Origin of the sequence: Propionivibrio sp., from assembly GCF_049316945.1 — a bacterium.
GTDB lineage: Bacteria > Pseudomonadota > Gammaproteobacteria > Burkholderiales > Rhodocyclaceae > Propionivibrio.
On record NZ_JBMOJE010000064.1, the window covers coordinates 1 to 18,026 of the forward strand.

An 18,026-nucleotide genomic window follows, 5' to 3' on the forward strand; every position below is an offset into this window, starting at 1 on the left:
GGGGATGGAAAAGGGGATGGAAAAGGGGATGGAAAAGGGGATGGAAAAGGGGATGAAAAAAGGGATGGAAGAAGGGATGAAAAAAGGGATGGAAGAAGGGATGGAAGAAGGGCTGGAAGAGGGCCGAAAACTCGGGGAGCAAACCAAAGCTCTGGAGGTTGCGAGAAACCTGCTGGACATTCTTGACGATGTTGCTATTGCCACCAGGACGGGGTTGAACGAAGCGCAGGTCAAGTTGCTAAGGCTTGCAAAACAGAGGTAATCGAAGAGGGGAACCTTAGCCCGGCAGGATGCGCAAATTCTTTTCTTTGCGCACGGGGAATCTGCTTGGCGTAGCAAAGGAAAGCTTCGGAAGGCTTGCCGATCAGGCCATGCCCAATATAGGCATGCACCTCTGGAAGCCGCGCCAATTGGCGTTCTGCAATGAGTCATGCCGAACAGCAAGGAAATACGCCACGCTTCAGGTATATGGCTTGCGGATCGCCACTCCGGCCAGGATGATTCCTGATTGCGGGCTTAATGTTGTTTTGGCGGGAAGATCGCCGCCAGATCGGCAGCGTAAAGCACCAGGTCAAGCCATGCTGGCTCTGTACCCCAATGGTATTTCCTGGGGCACATTTCCTTCGGTCAGCTTCCGGGTTGACTGACTACTGGCTAACCCACGGGTTGAGAGTCGGAACACCGGTTGGCTCAAAGTCGGCCATGTTCCGCGTTGCGATGGTCATGCCATGCACCAACGCGGTGGCAGCGACAAGCCCGTCTCGAACAGGGCGCGGGTCTGGCACATGGAGTCGCGCGCTACGCAGGGCAACTGCGCTATCGACAGCCAGGATGCGGCCAGTGAAGGCCGGTAAGACATGACCGTTCAGCCATGCCCGAAAGATTGCTCCCTGCGCTGGATCACGGCGTTCTGCCAGCAATACACCGATCTCCAATTCGTGGATGGTGATTGCTGACAGGTACAAATCGGCGGCATCGACACTGTCTGCCCAAAGCGCGACGTTGCTATCCGCCTTCCCGTGGCGGATCTTCCGTAATTCGGATACAACATTGGTATCGAGCAAGTACATCAGGAAAAATCCGCCGGTTGGGCGAGATCGTGCAATTGGGGAATCTCAAGATCAACGTCTTCGATACCAGGCATCGCCAGGAGATCGGCGATCTTCGTATGTATTCCTGTAATCCTTTTGTACTCGTCAAACGTCAATAGCACATGCGCGGGCCGGCCTCGATCGGTGATGAACACCGGTCCCGCCAGTGCTGCTTTTTTGGCCTTGCTGGCATCCTGGTTGAACTGGCGGCTTGAAAGGGTCGTAATGGTCATGGCGACACCTCATGTCTGTGTGTAATGTAGGTACGTTGCCACATGCAGTGTGGCTCTATGGGTTTTCTAAAGTTGTAAATCGTTTAACCTAAAAACCGCAGTTCAAACCACGGCGACAGCGCGAAGCCTCCCTGCAGAGGGACGGCGGACACGGCGAAAAGCTGCTGCGAAGCAAATACTCTTGGGGTGCTCAGTTTTTCAGGATTTAATGGCTCACCCAAAGGGTGAATCATGAAAATATTGCAAGCCATTGTTTTTACGCCGTGTTCGCCGTGCCGCCGTGGTTAAACAGAGTTTTCTGGGTTTAACAACACAATCGCGCCTTTGCTGGCAGCTTTTTCGTAATAGCGCCGATCCGCCGTCACCAGCGTAGTTTCCGGTGTGCTTGGCGCTACGGCGTGGTAGGGGGTGTCGAACAGGTGATGGTTCAGGGAAACAGATAGTGCGCAAGCGATTTGCCAGATCGCCGGGGTGTCTGCGACGGTGATCTGGAGCGACTGGAGATCGGTCATGTCGTCCTGAACGGTGATTGGGCTGATGCGCGCCAGCACTGCGGCGACTTCTGCCAGCCAGTGAACTGGCTGCAAAATAACCAACTCGCCGCGTTTGTGGGCGAATAGCAATAAGCGAAGCGGTTTTGCCACGGGGATTCGCTTCTCGGTACATAGCGCCGTAGATTGATGATTAAACGGGGTAACCGGGGAGAGCCCGCGGTTAACCCCGAACTCCCTGTCAATAGGCGTTCCTGGCAAGGCATGCCCGAAGATCCGAATGAATAAAGGCTTGCACGGCATGATGTTCGAAGGTCGCCGTCTTTATTGGCTTGCAGGCGAGGCTCCAAACCAGGCTATGGGCTCCGGAATTGCTGCATTGGCTGGGGGCAGCGCAGGGATCAACGACAACAAACGCATGCGCCCGGTTATAGTTCACAGCCGCTTACCTCGGTGCAAATCCATTGCCAAACACCCTTTCCCGCCCTCTTCTCTTCGCCATCGTCTTCATCGAAGGTTTCTGTTCGCTTGGTGCCGAAGTCATCGCGCTACGCCAGATCATCCCGCACCTGGGCAGTTCGATCGTCGTTACCGCGCCGACCATCGGCTTCTTTCTGCTGGCGCTGGCACTCGGCTATCAGTCCGGGGCCAAGGTCGACGGCCATTATCTGCCCGTCGTCGCCAGGAACTTCCTGATCGCCGCGGCGCTCACCGGCGCCGGCCTGGCCGGGATTGCCGTCGATCTGATCTTCGCCGCATTCGATCCGCCAGCGCTGGCCTATCTCGTGTTCATCGGCGCCGTGCTGTGCCCGCTAGCCTGGTTGCTGGGACAGACGGTACCGATCCTGACCAACCTGATGCAGCACCAGCGAACCGGCGAGGCCAGCGGTTATGCGCTGTACTACTCGACGCTCGGCTCCTTCCTCGGTTCGATTTCGCTCTCGCTGCTGATCATGCAGTGGCTCGGCGTTTCGGCGGCGGTCGCCATCTGTGCGGTGCTGCTGGTCGTCGGTTTCGCCCTGCTCAGCCCGCGCACCTGGCGCGCCGCTGTTGCCGGCGCGGCGGTCATATCGCTGGCCGTGGTCTGCAACACCTGGCTGCGCCCGGTGATCGAAACGGCTTACGCCAACTACAGCGTCATCCCGGTCAACATCGCCGGCGCGCTCAACCCGCGTGCGTTCAAGAACAACAATTCGCTGGCCTCGCTGATCGACGAAGGCGAACCGCGCCACTACGCGCGCTATGTGGAGCATATCCGCCGCCTATTGCTTGAGGAACTCGACTTCCACGACCGCCAGATTCTGGTGCTCGGCGCTGGCGGTTTTACGCTATCGCACCGCGAGCCTGACAACCACTACACCTACGTCGATATCGACCCGGCCATCCGCGGCATTGCCGAAAGGAAATTCCTGGGCGAGGCGGCGCTCGGCGAATTCATCGTCGACGATGCCCGGCATTTCGTGGTGAGTACCGAGCGACGTTTCGACGCGGCGATAATCGACGTCTACAGTTCACACAGCTCGATTCCCGGCCATCTGGTTACGCGCGAGTTCTGGCAAAGCACGCGCCGTGTGCTGACGAACGAAGGCGTGATGATTGCCAACCTGATTCTCGATGGCAAACTCGCCACGCCCTACGCGGTCAATCTGCTGGCCACCATCGAGAGCGTCTATGGTCGTTGCGCCGTCGAGGTGCTGCACAAGACGCAAGCCTTGAGCAATGTCATCGTGACCTGCCACAACGGCAATCAGCCACAGCAAACGAGCCTCTACGTCGACGAACGCAATGCGGCCGACTTCGACCTGGCCCGTTCGCGCTGAAGCACGGCAACAACAGCTCAGGCTGTTCCTTGTATCTGGTTGCGGCTGGCAATGAGAGTCTGGCAGTAGCTCATGTCGCTGCTCATGACATGCCCGATGGTAAAGCCGAGGATGAACTGCATGATCGACCAGCCCGGGGCCAGCAAAGAGCCGCCCGAAAATTCGTGGCCCTGCTTGATAGCGTGGAATCGTAGTTGCAGGTTTTCCATTTCGACGAGCATGCCACGGTGTTCCGCCGCATGCTGCTCCAGTCCCTCGTAGCCTATTTCGGCAAGCAGTCGCTCTTCGTAGGCAAAGTGAACCTTGAGCAGATTCTCCAGTTTGTCTACTGCCGGACGGAGAAGATCGACGTTTCCTCCTCCGCGCCAGCTTTCGTAAACCCTGGTCCCCAGATCGAATATCGCCTTGTGCTGGGCATCGATCCGGGGATGCTCGACTGAAAGGTGATCGCCCCACTGGATGAGATTATTTACGGAAAGATGTTGCAACTGAATTCGTCCGAACAACGCGGTATTAGTGCTCATGGCAGTCTCCTGGACATGTTTGCTACGGGTAAGGACTCCACGGTGGCTGATAAGTTTCGATCCTGGCGCCGGCGACTGCAGCATCACTACCTTGGGAAGCTGATTCGTGACGGATGCCGTGAGCCACCTTTTATATAGGCCATGCGCTGTCAAACAGCAATGCCTGATTTCCTCAGGGGCCTGCTGCGCCGTACCGGAGTTTGACCGCGATTTTCAGGCAGGCGATACTTTCATGCACTTCTTTAACACGAAAGTCGCCCCAGCGACTCTTGAACCTCCCCTCGCCCTCTGGAAGGGGTCGGGGGTGAGGGAAACGGGCATGACTTTCATAATTTGGGGGCGACTTTCAAAGCCATGCCCGTCAGGGCGAAAACATGAATTGGAAAATACCCAGGCAGATATTTATGTACAATAAAGTAACCAAGAACGGAGCTGATTGATGAGCACAATTACATTTGATACGCTTAAATTCGTTGAGCGCCTGGAAAAATCCGGCATTCCTCGTGAGCAAGCTACCGCCATGGCAGAGGCTTTCAAAGATGCCAGTGGCGAAGCCGAGATTGCTACGCGCAAGGATGTAGCGCTTGCTGTTGCAGAGATCAAAACCGAGATTGCCAATGTACGCGGAGAGATGGCATTGGTTAAGTGGATGCTTGGCGCTGTTCTTGCGATAGCGATCGCCAATTTCGCGAAACAGTTTTTCTGACCCGATGCGAATCAAAGTGCAGGCAGTTTTGCAGGTCGGGTTACGCTGCGCTAGCCCGACATCCGGCTAGTGCGGCAGGGTAAATGCAAGCTTCGCCAGCAAGACCAGCGTCAATAGGTGTCTGACCCCTATTACTTACGAGGTGGCTGGCGCGATACTGTTCGTTAGCGGAAAACAATAGAAGTCTGCCCCCTATTTAACGTCGAGCGGTACCGAATCGTCGTAGAGCGTTTCGGGTGCAATATCGATATTGCCTGGCCACACTACAGTTCCATAATCGACGTAAGCACAGTTAAAAATTGGCGAATCCTTGAGCCGGTTGAACGGTTTTTTGCTCATGTAGGGTGACATATTGAAAAGGCGTTGCTCTCCATTCTCGAATTCGAGCCTTAATCGGTAACCCGGCCGAACCGTGACACTCACTACATCCAGCAATCTGTCCATAAAGATACCCTTATTGGAGCGGTGCAATCCGAAAAGGTTCTTCACCATTCACGGCAAGATCCCAGTCGGCAAAAAGTTCATCGCGGTGAAGTTCTACCCAGGCTTGAACCAGTTTCAGTTGTTTGTTGGGTAAGCTGCCCGCAAGAACACGCCCGTCGTCAATGGCGATAGACGCCTTGTCGCCTTGATAGCGCACATGAAAATGCGGAAGATGGTGGCGAACATTGTCTTCAAACAACAAGGTAACCAGAATTCCGTAGAACATGCTTATAGTGGGCATAACATTCCTCTGAGAAAACACATATTTTATTCCAGTTTGCATTAGTGAGAACAATAGGGGTCTGTCCCCTATTTACTACTGATAGCGCACATGAAAATGCGGAAGATGGTGGCGAACATTGTCTTCAAACAACAAGGTAACCAGAATTCCGTAGAACATGCTTATAGTGGGCATAACATTCCTCTGAGAAAACACATATTTTATTCCAGTTTGCATTAGTGAGAACAATAGGGGTCTGTCCCCTATTTACTACTGTTTGGTAGCGGAACGCGGAAAACAATAGGTGTCCCCTATTGTTTTGAGCACCGAGATTGCTACGCGCAAGGGGTATACTGGGCACACACATGGAGGACGCTTGATGAACCAGCCAATGACTCAGCCAAAAAAGCAGGCCGCTTACGATGCCTGGTTTGTCGCGGAAGTCGATAAAGGAATGGCCGATTGCGATGCGGGCCATGTCCTGACCAACGCTGAAGCTACTGCTGACATGGAGAGCTTCTTTGCAGAGCTTGAAAAAGAAAACAACAAGGCAGCTTGAGTGGTCAAAACGGTCGATTGCAGACCGCAAGAAGATTGCTCGTTTTTACAGCGAGGAAGCCTCTCTTTTCATAGCGCAAGAAGCCGACCACGAAATCATTGAAGCGGCTCGCCGCATTCTTCGGCGGCCCCTTTCATATCGAGAAGGCAAACGCTCAGGAACGCGGGAATATGTAATGCGGCGGTTCCCGTACATTCTCGTTTACCGAGTTCAGGCAACGAAGGTTTCTATCCTTCGTTGCCTGCACCAAGCACTGCGCTACTTCAATTAGATTCCATCCGTGCGCCGGAGAATCAGCATTGGCAACCTCACTGCAGTGGTGGAATACGGAATGGCTCCGACCAGCGCTGAAAGCCTGTGAAAATATCAATAAGTCATGGCCGTTAACGGAAAAACAATAGGAGTCTGTCCCTGGGGTTTCCTCTGTTGTTACTGTTTCCCGAACGGCACCGAATCGTCGTAGAGCGTTTCGGGCGCAATATCTATTTCACCTGGCCAGACTACCGTTCCATAATCCGCGCGCGCACGATTGAAGATGGCGGGTGCAGCAACGCGATTCCATGGTTTTATGGAAAGAAGTGGGCGCATATCAAAGCGGCGTCGCTCGCCGTTCTTGAATTCGAGGTCGAGCTGGAATTCGGGGCAAGTACAAACAGAAATTACATCGATCAGCATTGGCAACCTCACTGCAGTGGTGGAATCCGGAATGGTTCTTCACCATTGACCGCCAGATCCCAGTCGAGTAACAACTCCTCCTTGTGTATTTCGATCCACGCTTGAACCATTTTCAGTTGTTTCGGCGGTAATGACCCATCAAGCAGTGATCCGTCGTCGATGGATACTGAAGCTTCTTCGCCTTGGTAGCGAACATGGATGTGCGCAAGATGGTGGCGTCGATTGTCGCGAAAGTACATCAACACGAGAATCCCGTAAAACATACTGATTGTCGGCATGGCAAACCTTGAATAAAACGAGTGAAACAATTGTAGTAGAGCAAACCAAAAACGCACAACTGGCATTGATAGCCTGTGGAAATATCAAGAACCCAAGGAACGTGCCTTGTAGCGCGAAAACAATAGGAGTCTGTCCCCTATTTCCAATCATGCGCCGAAGTCCATCCCTTCGCTTGCCTGACCATGCAGTTCGGGCAAATCTTCAGCGATCCCGCACCCGGCAAAGCGGGCAGCGATACGCGAACCCAGCGGCACCGGGGAAGAATCCGCCAGCACTGCTTTACGCAAAATCTGGCGCGCCTCTTCTTCCATGCTCCAGCCATGGAGCAACGCACGCTGCTTGAGCCCGACCTTCACCCCATTTTCAAGATTACGCACGACGACTTGAGACATACGACACCTCGCAAGACAATAAAAGATATCACGATATCGACTGGCTCACTTTTATGCAACGTTTGAATCCTATAGCTCCTATCCTGGAAATAGCAGCCTTGCAGGGCGTGCATATCTCATTTGCGCAAGTGTGCCAATCGGTATCGGGGTGCGCGCCGGGCTCAGATGACTGGATGCGCCATTGGCATCTCACGTGAAAGACAGAAAACGTTCGCGCTTGAAACAATCGGAGTCTGTCCCCGGTTGTCCCCGGTTGTCCGGGAACTGCGCACATAGTCTGTGGCTAGAAAAACTGTTTGGCGAAGTTGGCGACGGCCAAGGCGATCAGGATACCCATCATCCAGGTGAGTTTGTCGAACTTGGCATCAAGGGCTGCAATGTCGACTTTCAACTCTGACTTGACAGCGAAAATGTCGGTACGTGTGGCGAGGGTGGTATCCAGCGCCTCAGACAACACGTCGCGCAAAGCTTCGGCCTCGGCTTTCGCCTGCGCCTCCGGTACGCCTGCCGCTTTCAGGCGCTCGGCGAATCTAAGGGTATCGAAAGTAATCGTGCTCATTTTCCGGTTCCTTAACTTGATGTAACCACCGCTGAATAATAGCAGAGCGCTGGCTCTGGCGGACAGGCGCGGAAACAATAGGAGTCTGTCCCCTGTTGTCCTATAGGAGTCTGTCCCCTGTTGTCGTGTCCCCTGTTGTCGTGTGTCGTGTGTCCCCTATTATTAGTGTCCCCTATTATTATTGTTATTGTCATTATTTCTGAAAACAAAACTTGCCATGTCGGATGTGGCTTTTGACGTACTGCTTGAAACTGGCATCAATATCTCCCCGCTGCCTGTCTGGCTTGACGAATGGGAGCATCCCGAAACCTATGCCAACCCGCGCCTGCTGAAAAATATTGCACTCGACGGTGTCAGGCTATGAGCCTGACACCCACCGTGCTGATGCGCAAAGCCGTTAGCGGAAAACAATAGGAGTCTGTCCCCTATTGTCTTGGAAATAGCAGCCTTGCAGGGCGTGCATATCTCATTTGCGCAAGTGTGCCAATCGGTATCGGGGTGCGCGCCGGGCTCAGATGACTGGATGCGCCATTGGCATCTCACGTGAAAGACAGAAAACGTTCGCGCTTGAAACAATCGGAGTCTGTCCCCGGTTGTCCCCGGTTGTCCGGGAACTGCGCACATAGTCTGTGGCTAGAAAAACTGTTTGGCGAAGTTGGCGACGGCCAAGGCGATCAGGATACCCATCATCCAGGTGAGTTTGTCGAACTTGGCATCAAGGGCTGCAATGTCGACTTTCAACTCTGACTTGACAGCGAAAATGTCGGTACGTGTGGCGAGGGTGGTATCCAGCGCCTCAGACAACACGTCGCGCAAAGCTTCGGCCTCGGCTTTCGCCTGCGCCTCCGGTACGCCTGCCGCTTTCAGGCGCTCGGCGAATCTAAGGGTATCGAAAGTAATCGTGCTCATTTTCCGGTTCCTTAACTTGATGTAACCACCGCTGAATAATAGCAGAGCGCTGGCTCTGGCGGACAGGCGCGGAAACAATAGGAGTCTGTCCCCTGTTGTCTTGGCAACCTCACTGCAGTGGTGGAATCCGGAAACCCGCAACCGGGTTGACGGCGTGTGTTTTCAAGGCCGGGTGGGCGGGTTGTTGCAATTTTGCAACAGAACGGCGAAACAAGCGTCGGAAATTTAAATTCATGGTTGCCCTCGGCCTTTCGGTTTGCGACTATTCGTTCAGCTTCTCATCCATGAGAGGTGCAGTTTGGTGGAGCTCTCAAAAAATCCATCGATCTCAAACTTAGAGGAGATTCACAAATGCAAAAGAAATTTATCGCTCTGGCTGTGGCCAGTCTGGTTTCAGGTGCCGCTTTCGCTCAGACCAACGTTACCGTCTACGGCGTTGGCGATGTGTCGTTTGAAGGCGCGTCGGCTACTGGTGCCACTTCGTTCGCTACCGGTGCTAACACCCTTGCTAACCCAGGCCTTACCGCCGCACAACAAGCGGTACAATCCAACATCGGCAATCGTGCCCGCGTTCAGTCCAATTCTTCGCTGCTCGGTTTCAAGGGTTCGGAAGCGTTGGGTAATGGCCTGACCGCCGTGTTCCAAATTGAAACTGGCGTCAATTTTAACCAGACACAGAACGCCAACCAGACCGGCGTGACCCCACCCGGTACAGGTATCGCCAACGGCCTTTTCACCGGTGCACGTGATACCTACGTCGGCGTAGCTGGTGGTTTCGGTACCGTCATCGGCGGTTGGATTTCAACACTTTACCGTAGCCAGAACGCTGCTTTTGACGTGGTTCCTGGCTCAGCCGGTGCGGGCAACAACAATGGCGTATTCGCAAAGGCTAATGGCAACGTCAATCTGGCTTTCCGCACCAATGCCATCGCCTACATCTCACCGACTTTCTCCGGTTTCAACGGCGGGATCGCTTATGTGCCGAATTCCTTCAATAGCCAGGACACCACGACAGGCGCACTTGCTAACACCGTTAGGATCCCAGGCAACCTGCAAGGCTTGACCCTAGCGAACCCGTCTGCCATTCCTGCCAACAACCAAGTTAATCCCTACGGCTGGAACGTTGCCCTGAATTACGCCAACGGTGGCGCGAAGGTTTCATACAGCTATCTCGGCCTTAATGACGTCGGCATCGGTTCAGGCTCTTCTGAAAAGCACAATGCCAATTTGCTGTCGGGTTTGTATGCCTTCGGTCAAGGTACAACAGTGTCTGCTCAATGGCAGAATTTCAATGGCAAGATTAGCCTGGGCTCTGCTGCCGGCGTCAACGATCTGACCCTGAAACGCAACTCCTACTTCTTGGGTGTCAAACACGTCATGGGTGCGAATGAGTTCGCTGCGTCCTACCAGAACGCAGCCAGCACGAGCGGTTCGCTTATGACGACTCTCGGCAACACGTATAACCCGGTGCTTGGTTCGAATATTGGCAATAACAACACGGGCGCACAGCAATTCACCCTGCGCTATGGTTACAATTTCTCCAAGCGCACCCAAGCCTATGCTCTTTACACGAAGATCTCCAACAACTCGAATGCAGCGTTTGATTTGAACAGCAGCAACGGTAACGGTTCCGTTAATTCGGCACTTGGTGCTGATCCGCAAGTCTACGGTGTTGGTCTGCGTCACTCGTTCTAATATCGCCTAACAGCGTTATTGAAATTCAAAACGGGCGCTTCGGCGCTCGTTTTTTTTTATCAAATAAGAATAATAGGGGACAGACTCCTATTGTTTCCTCCCAAAGGGCGCATTACTGAACCTCCTGCCTCTTCGTCTCGTCAACGCCTGTTTCTGCTATATTATTTTAGGGGACAGACTCCTATTGTTTCACCTATAGCGAATGGTTCAGGTATGGGCTGATCTGCATCGTGATGAGTTGCTGGCAGATTGGGAACTTGCCAAGGAGGGTATTGAACCTTTCCGCATTGATCCACTAACAATAAGGGACAGACTCCTATTGTTTCACATATACTAATGCAAATGGTTCTGGTATGGGCTTGTTGTACTTTTCCGCATTGATCCACTTAAATAAAGGAGTGTGGTGATGTTGCTTGATGTGACCCGCGTGGCAGTGCAGCCTGATTTCACACTGCTTCTTGAATTTGAAAATGGCGAACGGCGCTCTTTCGACATGGCTTGTTATCTTGACCAAAAACCTTGGGCTCGACTCAAAACATGCAATGCTTTCATGGGCGCTTTTGTTGAAAACGGGACTGTGGTGTGGCCGGGGAATATCGATATCGACCCGGAAACGCTTTACGAGCGTTCGGTGCCATTCAGCGATCAAAAACCAGCCGAATAATCATGCCGCGCCTGCCCCGTCTGAAATTACCGAATACGCCGCTGCACATCATCCAGCGCGGCAACAATCGTGCTGCTTGCTTTGGCGCTGATGAGGATTACCTCTTTTATCTGGAGCATCTGACCGCGATCAGCGCCAAGGTCGGAGTGGCTATTCACGCCTATGTGCTGATGACCAATCACGTTCATTTGCTGGCGACCCCTCAGAATGCGGAGGGTGTGTCGCAGTTGATGAAGCGCCTTGGGCAGCGTTATGTACAGTATTTCAACCGCGCCTACCGTCGCACCGGTACGTTGTGGGAAGGGCGGTTCCGCTCCTGCGTGGTGGGTGAAGAGGCGTACTTTCTCGGTTGCCAGCGCTACATTGAATTGAACCCGGTTCGTGCTGAAATGGTGAAGCATCCTGGAGAATATCGGTGGTCGAGCTATGGGGCGAATGGGCAGGGTGATGCCTCGCCGACAATTCGCCCACATCCGGTTTATGGGGGCCTCGGGCTGACGGATGGTGAACGGCAGGCGGCCTATCGTGAGTTGTTCCGCCATGAGCTTGATCCGGGGTTGGTGGATGAGATTCGTCGTGCAACTCACGGCGGCATGGTGCTCGGGAGTGAGCACTTTGCCCAGGAAGTCGCCTTGCTGGCTGGCCGCCGCACACAGCGAGGCAAGGCTGGCCGGCCGTTCAAACAGCCTGCCGAAGAATAATCCTGAAAAAAGCAGTTAACCACAGCGGACACGACGAACACAGCGGAAAAACAATGACTTGCAATGTTTTCATTAATCACCCTTTGGGTGAGCCATGCAATCCTCAAATGCTGAGGCTTTTCGCTGTGCCCGCCGTGTCGCCGTGGTTTGAACTGCGGTTTTTAGGATAATAGGGGACACGGTTTTTTGTCTCTTCGGCTCTGAAAACCGTGGTTTCTCCCTGATGACCACCGTTGTTTCATAGGTGAGCAAATCAAAATGAACATCGAACCGCGTTCGCAAACCTTGCGGAAACTACCCGCTTGCCGCTCTCAATCCTCAGCTTGCCACGCGGCGGCGAGACGTAGATAATTGACTTACTTTACGTCTTACTTTTTGAGGTGAGCCATGACTATCGCTACCATCACGCTTTCCAGCAAAGGGCAAATCGTGATCCCCAGAGAAATTCGGGCCGAACTGCATTGGGAGGCTGGAACACGGATCACACTGGTTTCAAGTGCTTCCGGCGTCATGCTCAAGGCTGTTCCAAAAAAGTCCGGCCGAAGCCTGGAAGATCTGATTGGCTTGCTCAAGCACGACGGCCCTCCACTTTCAACCGAGGAACTTTGCCGGCCAGTTGACTACAGTGCGGACTGGGATGAATCCGAGAAGCGTTGCCGATGATCGCCTTCGATACCAATCTTCTGGTGCGGGCTTTGGTCGCGGATAACCCCGAGCAGGTCGATGTTGTCCGGCATCTGATTGCCGAGGATACGGTTTTCATTTCGCGCACTGTGTTGCTTGAAACCGAATGGGTTCTACGAACCCGTTACAAGAAGCCAAGAACTGAATTACTCGAATTCCTTGTCGCCCTGCTGGAAACTGATAACACAGTAATTGAGTCTGCCGAATCTGTTAGCCAAGCGGTTAATTGGTATGCACATGGAGCCGATTTTGCCGACGCACTGCATCTGGCAGTTTGCGGTTCAGCCGTCATGCACACCTTCGACCGGGATTTCTGCAAAGTGGCGCGAGAAGCGGGTATCACACCCGATGTGCGGGTATGGGAGGTCTGACTGCGTGCCTGATGCCCTCGAATAATAGCCTTGGAGGGTGTGCAAATCTCATTTATGCACGCTGGGAAATGTCGGCCATGCTTGCTGCTATCTGAATCATTGATCCACACGATTGGGGAAAGACCACGGATTTCTTCTGGACAGCCTCATAACAACACCGTTGCCGTAACAGCCGCCGCGCGGTAAGATTCTTACTGTTCAATTTCTTACTTTGGGGATCCCACCATGCGCATCACCAGCAAAGGGCAAGTGACGATCCCGCTAGCCATTCGCAATGCGGCCGGCCTGCTGCCCAATACCGACGTCGAGTTCGTTTACGAAAAGGGTGAGGTGTTGCTTCGCCCCGCCAAGCGCGAATCGCGAGCGATTTTTGAAGCGGCTCTGAAGAATGCCCGCGCCGTGCCACTGACCAAGGCATTTCAAGGTAAATCCGCAGACGAGATCATGGAATTTCTGAGAGGCGAATGACGATGCCGCCGGTTCTGGTCGATTCCTGCATCATCATTGACCTGCTCGCCGAAAAAAGCGACTGGTACGAATGGTCACTGGAAAAGCTGATCAGCTTGCATGCGACTGGCCCGCTGGCGATCAACCAGATCATCTTCGCCGAACTATCGTCAGGATACGACACCCCGGCTGAGGCTGGAAGAGCCCTTGCGCCGTTTGATCTCATGCAGCTATCACTCCCCTGGGAAGCTGCTTTTCTGGCAGGCGCGGCTTATCGAACCTATCGGCTGCGCGGCGGCAACCGGCGTTCGCCACTTCCTGACTTCTACATCGGCGCCCACGCGGCAACCAGTGGGCTGATGCTGCTGACTCGCGATGCGGCGCGCTATCAAACTTATTTCCCGACGCTGCAGTTGATTTTGCCGGAATGACAATAGGTGACTTGCCGCCTTGCAGGGTGTGCAAATCTCGTTTGCGCACGCGGGCCAATGGCGGCCATCTGCGGTTATCCGAGCCATCGAACCGCGTTCGCGAACCTTGCTGTTTGCCAACCCTACGCGCTGGAAGCCAATAAGCACGGTCGTCTACAGGGTTACGCCCTGAGAGCCAATATCCATGCGGCTTTCAGGGCATGTCGTTGCAGATCGCCTATTGACGGGCTTTCCAGGGCAGTTTATTTGAGCGCCCTGTCGAAAGTACCTGATCCATTGCGACTCCAGATGGACGCCGATCAGCGGTAGCGGTTGATCGTGTCGCGCGTTTCCAGTGCAACGCGGCGGGCGGCATCGGCATAGTCCTCTTGCTTGCTGGCGTAGAGGATGGCGCGTGAGGAGTTGATCATCAGGCCGCAGCCGTTGCTTGTGCGACCGGCTTGCACGGTGGCTTCGACATCGCCGCCCTGGGCGCCGATGCCGGGCACGAGCAGCGGCAGGTCGCCGACGATCTCGCGCACACGGGCGATCTCGACCGGGAAGGTGGCGCCAACAACGAGGGCGCACTGGCCGTTTTTGTTCCATTCGCTGGCGACCAGGCGGGCGACGCGTTCATAGAGCTTCTCGGGTTGCTCTGCTGTGCCGACATTGAGGAATTGCAGGTCGCTGCCGCCGGGGTTGGAGGTGCGGCAGAGCAGGATGACGCCCTTGTCCGGGTAGGCCAGATAGGGATCGACCGAGTCGCGTCCCATGTAGGGGTTTACCGTGATGGCGTCAGCCTGGTAGCGCTCGAAAATCTCGACGGCATATTGCTCGGCGGTGCTGCCGATGTCGCCGCGCTTGGCATCGAGAATGACCGGGATGCCGGGGTGTCTGGCGTGGATGTGGGCGATCAGGGCTTCGAGCTGATCTTCGGCGCGCTGGGCGGCAAAGTAGGCGATCTGCGGCTTGAAACAGCAGACGAGGTCGGCGGTGGCATCGGTGATGCTCTTGCAGAATTCGAAAATGGCGTCGGGTCGCCCCTTGAGGTGCGCGGGAAATTTTGCCGGGTCGGGGTCAAGGCCGACGCAGAGCAGCGAGTTGTTGCTTGTCCAGGCGGCGTTGAGCGATTGGATGAAGTTCATGGTGTTTCCTTTGTCTGGCGGTCACTGAATTCAAGCGCGTTCAAACGATCCGCTCAAGCCTGGAGAGTTCCATATTCTCCCCTCTCCCACTTGTGGGAGAGGGGTTGGGGGAGAGGGTGATTTCGACCTTGCCACGCCTGAAAAGCCCCTCTCCCCGGCCCTCTCCCACAAGTGGGAGAGGGGGAAAAACGGCGTTGGCGGATTTCGTCTCAGCGGCCATGAAGTCGCTCAAGGTGCTCGATTCAAGATAAATCATCGTTCACTTGCCGAGCTTGCTCGCCCATGAATCCTTCAGCGTCACCGTGCGGTTGAATACCGGCGCACCGTCCTTCGAGTCATAACGGTCGGCGACGAAGTAGCCGTGGCGTTCAAACTGGAAGCGGTCTTCGGCTTTGGCTTGCCGGAGTGCCGGTTCGAGCCAGGCGGTGATGACGTTCACGCTGTTCGGGTTGAGATCGTCGAGGAAGTCACGTTCCAGTTCAGGCGCGTCACCTTCGCGCCGGTTGCCGGGGGCGGGGACGGAAAACAGGCGGTCATACAGACGTACTTCGGCGGCGTAACCGTGCGCTACCGAAACCCAGTGCAGGTTGCCCTTGACCTTGTAATTGTCGGCGCCGGGTGTGCCGCTCTTGGAATCGGGCAGGTAGTCGCAATGCACGGCGATGACCTTGCCGGCCGCATCCTTGTCGCAACCGGTGCACTTGACCACGAAGCCGTAGCGCAGGCGGGCCATATTGCCGGGAAAGAGACGGCGGTAGCCTTTGCTCGGCACTTCCATGAAGTCCTCGCTCTCGATCCACAGTTCGCGAGCAAAGGGCATGGCGCGCTTACCGAGTTCGGGTTTGAGCGGGTGGTTGGGCGCGAAGCATTCCTCGCTTTGCCCTTCCGGATAGTTGTCGATGATCAGTTTGAGCGGATCGAGCACGGCGACGCGGCGTTCGGCGGCTTCGTTCATCACTTCGCGCATGGCTTCTTCAAGCAGCGTGTATTCGATCAGCGAATCGGATTTGGAAACGCCGATGCGATCGGCGAACAGGCGGAAGCCCTCCGGCGTATAGCCGCGGCGACGGGCGCCGACCAGCGTCGGCAGGCGCGGATCGTCCCAACCGTTGACGTGCTTTTCCTCGACCAACTGGATCAGCTTGCGCTTGGACAGGATGACGTAGGTCAGGTTGAGGCGCGAGAATTCGATCTGTTGCGGCACCGGGCGCTGCACCAGGCCGCCATCGGCCAGGTGTTCAAGCAGCCAGTCGTAGAAGGGGCGCTGATCCTCGAACTCCAGCGTGCAGATCGAGTGCGTGATGTTCTCCAGCGCGTCCTCGATCGGGTGCGCGAAGGTGTACATCGGGTAAACGCACCACTTGTCGCCGGTGTTGTGGTGCGTGGCGTGGCGAATGCGATAGATGGCCGGGTCGCGCAGGTTGATGTTGGGCGAGGCCATGTCGATCCGGGCGCGCAGGATGTAGGTCCCGTCGGCAAACTCGCCGGCCTGCATGCGCTTGAAGAGGTTCATGTTCTCTTCGACGCTGCGCTCGCGGAAGGGTGAATCCTGGCCCGGTTGCGTCAGCGTGCCGCGGCAGGCGCGCATTTCGTCGGCACTCTGGCTGTCGACGTAGGCGTTGCCCGATTGAATCAGGCACTCGGCGCTGGCCACCATCCAGTCAAAATAGTCGGAAGCAAAATAGAGATTGTTCTCGCCTTCGCCCTCCCACGAGAAACCGAGCCAGCGCACGGAGTCGATGATCGAATCGACGTATTCCTTTTCTTCCTTCTCCGGATTGGTGTCGTCAAAGCGCAGGTGGCAGCGGCCGCCATAATCACGCGCCAGGCCGAAGTTCAGGCAGATCGACTTGGCATGGCCGAAGTGCAGATAGCCGTTCGGCTCCGGCGGGAAGCGCGTGCGAATCTTCGCCGGGTCAAGCCCGCCGGCCAACTGCTGGGCGCCGAGGCCGGGCTGCCCGGACCAGTGGCGCTGGGCATATCTGCCAACGGCCAGGTCGGTGTCGATGATGTTGCGGATGAAGTTGGTGGCAGGGGTGGCGGTTGCGTGCTCCCCGTGCGGGGTGGTCAGGTGATCTTGCAGGGCATTGCTCACGGCATGTTCCTTGATTTCAGAAGCCTTGTATTTTAACCGGCGAAGGCCCTAAAGCCGTAAAATTTGCCTCTTGTTGAAGCGCAAGGCGTGTCGGCTAATGGCAATTTCCATGAAGTCGGTACCCAGTGCGCTTCGGATGAAAAGGAGTTTGCATGCTAACAGATGAGGCGCTGCAGTCTGCGGCGCGGCGACTGGCCGCCAGTGCTGCCAGGCCGGCCAGGGTGATTCTTTTCGGCTCTTATGCCCGAGGCGATGCCGACGCTGCTTCCGATGTGGATCTGATGGTGGTCGAGCCGGAGTTCGATGACCGTGCAGGTGAATATCTTCGCCTTAAAGAGGCGATTGGTCGACTGGGTGTTGGCGTCGACTTATTGTTATGTACCGAGCCCGAATTTCAACGCCGCAGCCAGGTTCCAGGCACAGTGCCCTACTGGGCAAAAAAAGAAGGCAAGGTTCTCCATGACCCCGCAGCGTGAGGAAGCCGAGCGCTACTTGCGCTTGGCCAAGCGCGACGAGGCTGCATTTCTGGCATTACTGGAAGTTCCAGCTATAGATTTTTCGATTGCGTGTTTTCATGCCCAACAAGCCGTTGAGAAAGCGCTGAAAGCAGTAATGTGCCTGCTTGGCCTGGAGTTTCGTCGTACCCATGACCTTGAAGAGCTTTCCGGGCAACTGGGCGACGCTGGTTGTCCGCCAGCAATTGCGCTCGATGACCTGCGACGGCTGACTCCTTATGCCGTCGAGTTTCGTTACGATGATGCTGCGATTGCGCTGCTTGACGCAAAGGGTGCGCGTCGGATTGTTGCTGAAGTGCTGGCTTGGGCGACATCCTTTTTGGATCGTAGGGAATGAGCCAGGGGCTTTTTTTCGATG

General features: G+C 55.2%; 28 protein-coding genes. 15 read left to right on the top strand and 13 right to left on the bottom strand.

Going from position 1 to position 18,026, the window contains the following annotated elements; genetic code table 11:
* On the top strand, positions 1-262 hold a 262-nt coding region (locus ACOYNV_RS14905), incomplete at its 5' end, for a hypothetical protein (RefSeq protein ID WP_422900580.1).
* A 385-nt stretch (positions 263-647) separates the two neighbouring features.
* On the opposite strand, the gene ACOYNV_RS14910 is transcribed toward ACOYNV_RS14905, so the two are convergent.
* From ACOYNV_RS14910 to ACOYNV_RS14920, 3 genes are all read right to left on the bottom strand, one after another.
* Complete coding sequence (locus tag ACOYNV_RS14910) at positions 648-1,070, bottom strand: type II toxin-antitoxin system VapC family toxin (protein WP_422900581.1); 423 nt, start codon at positions 1,068-1,070, stop codon at positions 648-650.
* Positions 1,070-1,324 carry a type II toxin-antitoxin system Phd/YefM family antitoxin gene (locus tag ACOYNV_RS14915; RefSeq protein ID WP_422900582.1) on the bottom strand — a complete coding sequence of 85 codons (255 nt, stop codon included), beginning with the start codon at positions 1,322-1,324 and terminating at the stop codon, positions 1,070-1,072. The genes ACOYNV_RS14910 and ACOYNV_RS14915 overlap by 1 nt, the downstream gene beginning before the upstream one ends.
* A 284-nt stretch (positions 1,325-1,608) precedes the next feature.
* Entirely contained in the window at positions 1,609-1,968 is a 360-nt protein-coding gene (locus tag ACOYNV_RS14920; RefSeq protein WP_422900583.1) for a type II toxin-antitoxin system VapC family toxin, read from the bottom strand.
* A 311-nt stretch (positions 1,969-2,279) separates the two neighbouring features.
* Here ACOYNV_RS14920 and ACOYNV_RS14925 point away from each other — a divergent pair, with 311 nt between their 5' ends.
* Entirely contained in the window at positions 2,280-3,635 is a 1,356-nt protein-coding gene (locus tag ACOYNV_RS14925) for a fused MFS/spermidine synthase (RefSeq protein ID WP_422900584.1), read from the top strand.
* A gap of 17 nt (positions 3,636-3,652) precedes the next feature.
* On the opposite strand, the gene ACOYNV_RS14930 is transcribed toward ACOYNV_RS14925, so the two are convergent.
* Entirely contained in the window at positions 3,653-4,159 is a 507-nt protein-coding gene (locus ACOYNV_RS14930) for a bacteriohemerythrin (protein ID WP_422900585.1), read from the bottom strand.
* A gap of 439 nt (positions 4,160-4,598) precedes the next feature.
* Here ACOYNV_RS14930 and ACOYNV_RS14935 point away from each other — a divergent pair, with 439 nt between their 5' ends.
* A complete protein-coding gene (locus ACOYNV_RS14935; RefSeq protein WP_422900586.1) occupies positions 4,599-4,865 on the top strand; it encodes a hypothetical protein in 267 nt (88 codons plus the stop codon).
* A gap of 192 nt (positions 4,866-5,057) precedes the next feature.
* Here the strand turns inward: ACOYNV_RS14935 and ACOYNV_RS14940 are convergent, their stop codons facing one another.
* Positions 5,058-5,309, bottom strand: coding sequence for a DUF2442 domain-containing protein (locus ACOYNV_RS14940; RefSeq protein ID WP_422900587.1), 252 nt, complete (start codon positions 5,307-5,309; stop codon positions 5,058-5,060).
* Between the two features lie 10 nt (positions 5,310-5,319).
* The gene (locus tag ACOYNV_RS14945) at positions 5,320-5,631 is read right to left on the bottom strand and encodes a DUF4160 domain-containing protein (protein WP_422900588.1); all 312 of its coding nucleotides are present in this window, start codon (positions 5,629-5,631) and stop codon (positions 5,320-5,322) included.
* Between the two features lie 316 nt (positions 5,632-5,947).
* On the opposite strand from ACOYNV_RS14945, the gene ACOYNV_RS14950 reads away from it, so the two are divergent.
* Together ACOYNV_RS14950 and ACOYNV_RS14955 are read left to right on the top strand one after the other, a co-directional pair.
* A complete protein-coding gene (locus ACOYNV_RS14950) occupies positions 5,948-6,127 on the top strand; it encodes a hypothetical protein (RefSeq protein ID WP_422900589.1) in 180 nt (59 codons plus the stop codon).
* Positions 6,099-6,398, top strand: coding sequence for a type II toxin-antitoxin system RelE/ParE family toxin (locus ACOYNV_RS14955; protein WP_422900590.1), 300 nt, complete (start codon positions 6,099-6,101; stop codon positions 6,396-6,398). The genes ACOYNV_RS14950 and ACOYNV_RS14955 overlap by 29 nt, the downstream gene beginning before the upstream one ends.
* A 158-nt stretch (positions 6,399-6,556) precedes the next feature.
* On the opposite strand, the gene ACOYNV_RS14960 is transcribed toward ACOYNV_RS14955, so the two are convergent.
* The 4 genes from ACOYNV_RS14960 to ACOYNV_RS14975 all read right to left on the bottom strand — a co-directional run bounded on the left by ACOYNV_RS14960 (position 6,557) and on the right by ACOYNV_RS14975 (position 8,032).
* A complete protein-coding gene (locus ACOYNV_RS14960; protein WP_422900591.1) occupies positions 6,557-6,802 on the bottom strand; it encodes a DUF2442 domain-containing protein in 246 nt (81 codons plus the stop codon).
* 8 nt (positions 6,803-6,810) lie between these two features.
* Positions 6,811-7,080 carry a DUF4160 domain-containing protein gene (locus tag ACOYNV_RS14965; protein ID WP_422900592.1) on the bottom strand — a complete coding sequence of 90 codons (270 nt, stop codon included), beginning with the start codon at positions 7,078-7,080 and terminating at the stop codon, positions 6,811-6,813.
* A gap of 147 nt (positions 7,081-7,227) precedes the next feature.
* The gene (locus tag ACOYNV_RS14970) at positions 7,228-7,473 is read right to left on the bottom strand and encodes a FitA-like ribbon-helix-helix domain-containing protein (protein WP_422900593.1); all 246 of its coding nucleotides are present in this window, start codon (positions 7,471-7,473) and stop codon (positions 7,228-7,230) included.
* Between the two features lie 283 nt (positions 7,474-7,756).
* Positions 7,757-8,032, bottom strand: a complete 276-nt coding sequence (locus ACOYNV_RS14975) for a hypothetical protein (RefSeq protein ID WP_422900594.1) — start codon at positions 8,030-8,032, stop codon at positions 7,757-7,759.
* Between the two features lie 217 nt (positions 8,033-8,249).
* Between ACOYNV_RS14975 and ACOYNV_RS14980 the strand changes: the two genes are divergently transcribed.
* Entirely contained in the window at positions 8,250-8,396 is a 147-nt protein-coding gene (locus tag ACOYNV_RS14980) for a hypothetical protein (RefSeq protein WP_422900595.1), read from the top strand.
* A 269-nt stretch (positions 8,397-8,665) separates the two neighbouring features.
* On the opposite strand, the gene ACOYNV_RS14985 is transcribed toward ACOYNV_RS14980, so the two are convergent.
* Entirely contained in the window at positions 8,666-8,941 is a 276-nt protein-coding gene (locus ACOYNV_RS14985; RefSeq protein WP_422900594.1) for a hypothetical protein, read from the bottom strand.
* Between the two features lie 351 nt (positions 8,942-9,292).
* On the opposite strand from ACOYNV_RS14985, the gene ACOYNV_RS14990 reads away from it, so the two are divergent.
* From ACOYNV_RS14990 to ACOYNV_RS15020, 7 genes are all read left to right on the top strand, one after another.
* Positions 9,293-10,636 carry a porin gene (locus ACOYNV_RS14990; RefSeq protein ID WP_422900596.1) on the top strand — a complete coding sequence of 448 codons (1,344 nt, stop codon included), beginning with the start codon at positions 9,293-9,295 and terminating at the stop codon, positions 10,634-10,636.
* A 406-nt stretch (positions 10,637-11,042) separates the two neighbouring features.
* Entirely contained in the window at positions 11,043-11,300 is a 258-nt protein-coding gene (locus tag ACOYNV_RS14995; RefSeq protein WP_422900597.1) for a DUF2442 domain-containing protein, read from the top strand.
* Between the two features lie 2 nt (positions 11,301-11,302).
* Positions 11,303-12,001 carry a transposase gene (locus ACOYNV_RS15000; RefSeq protein WP_422900598.1) on the top strand — a complete coding sequence of 233 codons (699 nt, stop codon included), beginning with the start codon at positions 11,303-11,305 and terminating at the stop codon, positions 11,999-12,001.
* Positions 12,002-12,388: 387 nt separating this feature from the next.
* Positions 12,389-12,664: an AbrB/MazE/SpoVT family DNA-binding domain-containing protein gene (locus ACOYNV_RS15005; RefSeq protein ID WP_422900599.1), complete on the top strand. Its 276-nt coding sequence runs from the start codon at positions 12,389-12,391 to the stop codon at positions 12,662-12,664.
* Positions 12,661-13,056, top strand: coding sequence for a type II toxin-antitoxin system VapC family toxin (locus ACOYNV_RS15010; RefSeq protein ID WP_422900600.1), 396 nt, complete (start codon positions 12,661-12,663; stop codon positions 13,054-13,056). The genes ACOYNV_RS15005 and ACOYNV_RS15010 overlap by 4 nt, the downstream gene beginning before the upstream one ends.
* A gap of 225 nt (positions 13,057-13,281) precedes the next feature.
* A complete protein-coding gene (locus ACOYNV_RS15015; RefSeq protein ID WP_422900601.1) occupies positions 13,282-13,524 on the top strand; it encodes an AbrB/MazE/SpoVT family DNA-binding domain-containing protein in 243 nt (80 codons plus the stop codon).
* A complete protein-coding gene (locus tag ACOYNV_RS15020; protein ID WP_422900602.1) occupies positions 13,521-13,934 on the top strand; it encodes a type II toxin-antitoxin system VapC family toxin in 414 nt (137 codons plus the stop codon). Before ACOYNV_RS15015 ends, ACOYNV_RS15020 begins: the two co-directional genes overlap by 4 nt.
* Positions 13,935-14,233: 299 nt before the next feature.
* Here the strand turns inward: ACOYNV_RS15020 and pyrF are convergent, their stop codons facing one another.
* Together pyrF and ACOYNV_RS15030 are read right to left on the bottom strand one after the other, a co-directional pair.
* Positions 14,234-15,058, bottom strand: coding sequence for an orotidine-5'-phosphate decarboxylase (gene pyrF, locus ACOYNV_RS15025; protein WP_422900603.1), 825 nt, complete (start codon positions 15,056-15,058; stop codon positions 14,234-14,236).
* A 259-nt stretch (positions 15,059-15,317) separates the two neighbouring features.
* On the bottom strand, positions 15,318-17,129 hold the full coding sequence (locus tag ACOYNV_RS15030) for a glutamine--tRNA ligase/YqeY domain fusion protein (RefSeq protein WP_422900612.1): 1,812 nt from the start codon (positions 17,127-17,129) through the stop codon (positions 15,318-15,320).
* A 176-nt stretch (positions 17,130-17,305) separates the two neighbouring features.
* Between ACOYNV_RS15030 and ACOYNV_RS15035 the strand changes: the two genes are divergently transcribed.
* Complete coding sequence (locus ACOYNV_RS15035; protein WP_422900604.1) at positions 17,306-17,629, top strand: nucleotidyltransferase domain-containing protein; 324 nt, start codon at positions 17,306-17,308, stop codon at positions 17,627-17,629.
* On the top strand, positions 17,613-18,005 hold the full coding sequence (locus tag ACOYNV_RS15040) for a HEPN domain-containing protein (protein ID WP_422900605.1): 393 nt from the start codon (positions 17,613-17,615) through the stop codon (positions 18,003-18,005). Before ACOYNV_RS15035 ends, ACOYNV_RS15040 begins: the two co-directional genes overlap by 17 nt.
* Positions 18,006-18,026: the final 21 nt, after the last annotated feature.

Excerpts from the sequence above, each read along its gene's own strand:
- ACOYNV_RS15015 (WP_422900601.1), top strand. The coding sequence starts at position 13,282 with ATGCGCATCACCAGCAAAGGGCAAGTGACGATCCCGCTAGCCATTCGC.
- ACOYNV_RS14930 (WP_422900585.1), bottom strand. The coding sequence starts at position 4,159 with ATGAGCACTAATACCGCGTTGTTCGGACGAATTCAGTTGCAACATCTT.
- ACOYNV_RS14990 (WP_422900596.1), top strand. The coding sequence starts at position 9,293 with ATGCAAAAGAAATTTATCGCTCTGGCTGTGGCCAGTCTGGTTTCAGGT.
- pyrF (WP_422900603.1), bottom strand. The coding sequence starts at position 15,058 with ATGAACTTCATCCAATCGCTCAACGCCGCCTGGACAAGCAACAACTCG.
- ACOYNV_RS14935 (WP_422900586.1), top strand. The coding sequence starts at position 4,599 with ATGAGCACAATTACATTTGATACGCTTAAATTCGTTGAGCGCCTGGAA.
- ACOYNV_RS15020 (WP_422900602.1), top strand. The coding sequence starts at position 13,521 with ATGACGATGCCGCCGGTTCTGGTCGATTCCTGCATCATCATTGACCTG.
- ACOYNV_RS14910 (WP_422900581.1), bottom strand. The coding sequence starts at position 1,070 with ATGTACTTGCTCGATACCAATGTTGTATCCGAATTACGGAAGATCCGC.
- ACOYNV_RS14940 (WP_422900587.1), bottom strand. The coding sequence starts at position 5,309 with ATGGACAGATTGCTGGATGTAGTGAGTGTCACGGTTCGGCCGGGTTAC.
- ACOYNV_RS14980 (WP_422900595.1), top strand. The coding sequence starts at position 8,250 with ATGTCGGATGTGGCTTTTGACGTACTGCTTGAAACTGGCATCAATATC.
- ACOYNV_RS14995 (WP_422900597.1), top strand. The coding sequence starts at position 11,043 with ATGTTGCTTGATGTGACCCGCGTGGCAGTGCAGCCTGATTTCACACTG.
- ACOYNV_RS14915 (WP_422900582.1), bottom strand. The coding sequence starts at position 1,324 with ATGACCATTACGACCCTTTCAAGCCGCCAGTTCAACCAGGATGCCAGC.
- ACOYNV_RS14970 (WP_422900593.1), bottom strand. The coding sequence starts at position 7,473 with ATGTCTCAAGTCGTCGTGCGTAATCTTGAAAATGGGGTGAAGGTCGGG.
- ACOYNV_RS15005 (WP_422900599.1), top strand. The coding sequence starts at position 12,389 with ATGACTATCGCTACCATCACGCTTTCCAGCAAAGGGCAAATCGTGATC.
- ACOYNV_RS15040 (WP_422900605.1), top strand. The coding sequence starts at position 17,613 with ATGACCCCGCAGCGTGAGGAAGCCGAGCGCTACTTGCGCTTGGCCAAG.
- ACOYNV_RS14975 (WP_422900594.1), bottom strand. The coding sequence starts at position 8,032 with ATGAGCACGATTACTTTCGATACCCTTAGATTCGCCGAGCGCCTGAAA.
- ACOYNV_RS14960 (WP_422900591.1), bottom strand. The coding sequence starts at position 6,802 with ATGCTGATCGATGTAATTTCTGTTTGTACTTGCCCCGAATTCCAGCTC.
- ACOYNV_RS14950 (WP_422900589.1), top strand. The coding sequence starts at position 5,948 with ATGAACCAGCCAATGACTCAGCCAAAAAAGCAGGCCGCTTACGATGCC.
- ACOYNV_RS14945 (WP_422900588.1), bottom strand. The coding sequence starts at position 5,631 with ATGCAAACTGGAATAAAATATGTGTTTTCTCAGAGGAATGTTATGCCC.
- ACOYNV_RS15010 (WP_422900600.1), top strand. The coding sequence starts at position 12,661 with ATGATCGCCTTCGATACCAATCTTCTGGTGCGGGCTTTGGTCGCGGAT.
- ACOYNV_RS15035 (WP_422900604.1), top strand. The coding sequence starts at position 17,306 with ATGCTAACAGATGAGGCGCTGCAGTCTGCGGCGCGGCGACTGGCCGCC.
- ACOYNV_RS14985 (WP_422900594.1), bottom strand. The coding sequence starts at position 8,941 with ATGAGCACGATTACTTTCGATACCCTTAGATTCGCCGAGCGCCTGAAA.
- ACOYNV_RS14965 (WP_422900592.1), bottom strand. The coding sequence starts at position 7,080 with ATGCCGACAATCAGTATGTTTTACGGGATTCTCGTGTTGATGTACTTT.
- ACOYNV_RS15000 (WP_422900598.1), top strand. The coding sequence starts at position 11,303 with ATGCCGCGCCTGCCCCGTCTGAAATTACCGAATACGCCGCTGCACATC.